The sequence below is a fragment of the Endozoicomonas sp. ONNA2 genome (assembly GCF_024606365.1).
In the GTDB taxonomy this organism is placed as follows: domain Bacteria; phylum Pseudomonadota; class Gammaproteobacteria; order Pseudomonadales; family Endozoicomonadaceae; genus Endozoicomonas.
Genome location: NZ_JAHHPO010000862.1, coordinates 1 through 2018, shown reverse-complemented (window position 1 = coordinate 2018; position 2018 = coordinate 1). Strand labels below are relative to the sequence as shown.

1 protein-coding gene is annotated in these 2018 nt (G+C 45.6%); it reads left to right on the top strand.

From position 1 onward, the window contains the following. Nucleotides 1–67: 67 nt before the first annotated feature. Nucleotides 68–2018, top strand: a 1951-nt coding sequence (locus KDK14_RS15310; protein ID WP_257266041.1) for an ankyrin repeat domain-containing protein, incomplete at its 3' end; no start/stop codon positions are given.

Here is a 2018-nt window from a genome sequence, read left to right as displayed (position 1 = left end):
GCAATCATCAGGAACGCTGAGTTTAAAATGGGAAAGTTATTTTTAGACGACTCCTAAGGACATATTCATGCTTTCTTCAAGTACAGTCAACTCAAGGCTTTTCCAATCTTGGCAGCCTTTCACAGATACTGACGCGTCACAGTTACAAACGGCTGGCCATCAAGCAGAATATATAGAATTACCCGAGGTTCATCGTTACGAGGAACTGGAAGCGCATGCTTCTTTTCCTGAGATAAAATCCAGTTTCCTGAGTGATATTATGGAATTGAAGCAGCTGGTATCCCCCTTTGTTAATGATCAGTACGACAAATCAATAGACGTATTTCATGACAAGCTGAAATCTCCTCCTGAACATCTCAAAGAAAGCCTGCTGCCCCTGTATCGTGATACACGTTTTCAGATTCGTCAGTTAGTCAAGCAACTTAAGGATCAACAAAACGATCCAAACGTTGACAGCAAAGATTATATCGCCTCTGTACTTCATGACTGCCTGAACGGTATTGAGCACTGCCCTGCTGGTGTTCATAGCCGATTTCAACAGAGTTTTCTTAATTTGGAAGCTTCTCGGGCAGGGCTGGGGGGAAAACTCTTTAAGATCAGGAGTGAGCTGTTCCATCAATTTATTCAGTCATTCCTGCTTGAACAGCAAAGGGAAGGCTTGATCGATATATTACCATGTATGGAAATTCACTGGTTTAATAGCTTTCACAATCTTTTCTGTGAGCCCCTGATGCTTTCTCCCATCGTTGATCCAGGGGCACCAACCAACCTAAGTGAGGAGCTTACCCGGCAATTTCTTTCTGCCGCTCCAATGTCAATCAATGCGAGTACCGTCCTGAGTAAGCTCTCGTCCGAGTGGTCTGATCAACTAAGCGCAATTCTCCTGAAAATTGGAGTGCAAGCATGGGAAACCGAGACCATTGCACCCTGTGAACTGACTTCGGAAAAAACGGGTGTTCTTGAAAGCACACTCTTTAAACCGGTTAATCATTTACTGAAAACAACAGGAGAACAGTCGCTTGATCTTTGGGCCATTATCGAAGAAACGGGCGATAGCAACTATTACCTTGGGCGGTATCGGGAGAAGTTACGGGCCTGGGTGGTCAGTCATTTCTGTGAGTCATCTCCCAAGGTGTTTACCTCTATTCCCGGAAGCATCGATTCCGCATCATATATTGGGTCAATAGATAAACTTTTCTTCTGGGTATTTGATCATGACCAAGCCTTGCCCGCAGGGAAGGACTGTACTTTTGCAGCGGATAATCACACTACACTGACATTGCCTCATTTAATGTCAATTGACTTCTCGACCTGGCCTGAGACAACCGCTTATGTCTTGCTTGCCCAAGCGATGGAGCAGACAGAGAATGCCGAGCATATTGCCTCGTTTTTCCTGCAACACGCCACCATCGAACAGCTTGGAAAAGCACCTGCGATGGTTAAGGCGCTTTCCAGCAACCTCTGCGACAAGCTCGTTAAAAAAGACAATACCTTTAAAGAAACGTTGTGCCAGTGTGTTTGTGAGCATTTTGCCTCTGGTCAAACTACCATTGTTCCAGGCTCACTAGACTGGCTGATCAATACACCACTCCTGAAGCCGGTATTATTGAGGCTTCAACAAAAAGAAATAGACGTTTCACCAATCACGCAAAGCTTGGCCAGTTGGCAGATCTCCGATTTTTCAAACGACGACATGAAAAAGCTGCTGACACCCAACGATTGTCAGCGGTTATTCAAACAGGCATTTGAGCGGAAGCAACCAGAAACCCTGTCAAACCTGCTGTTAACAGGTCATTGTAATCTATTGACCCGTCTGTTGAGCAATGAACAGGGAAGCCCCCTGGCTTTATTTGCTCGTTACGGTAATTTACCTGGATTAGAATACCTGTTGAAATTGGACAAATCGGCGATTAACCAAAAAGACATCTTTGGCTGGACGCCCCTGAACAGCGCTGCCAGATACGGCCACGCAGAGTGCGTCAAGGCGTTACTGACCGCCGACGGCATTGAGGTCAATG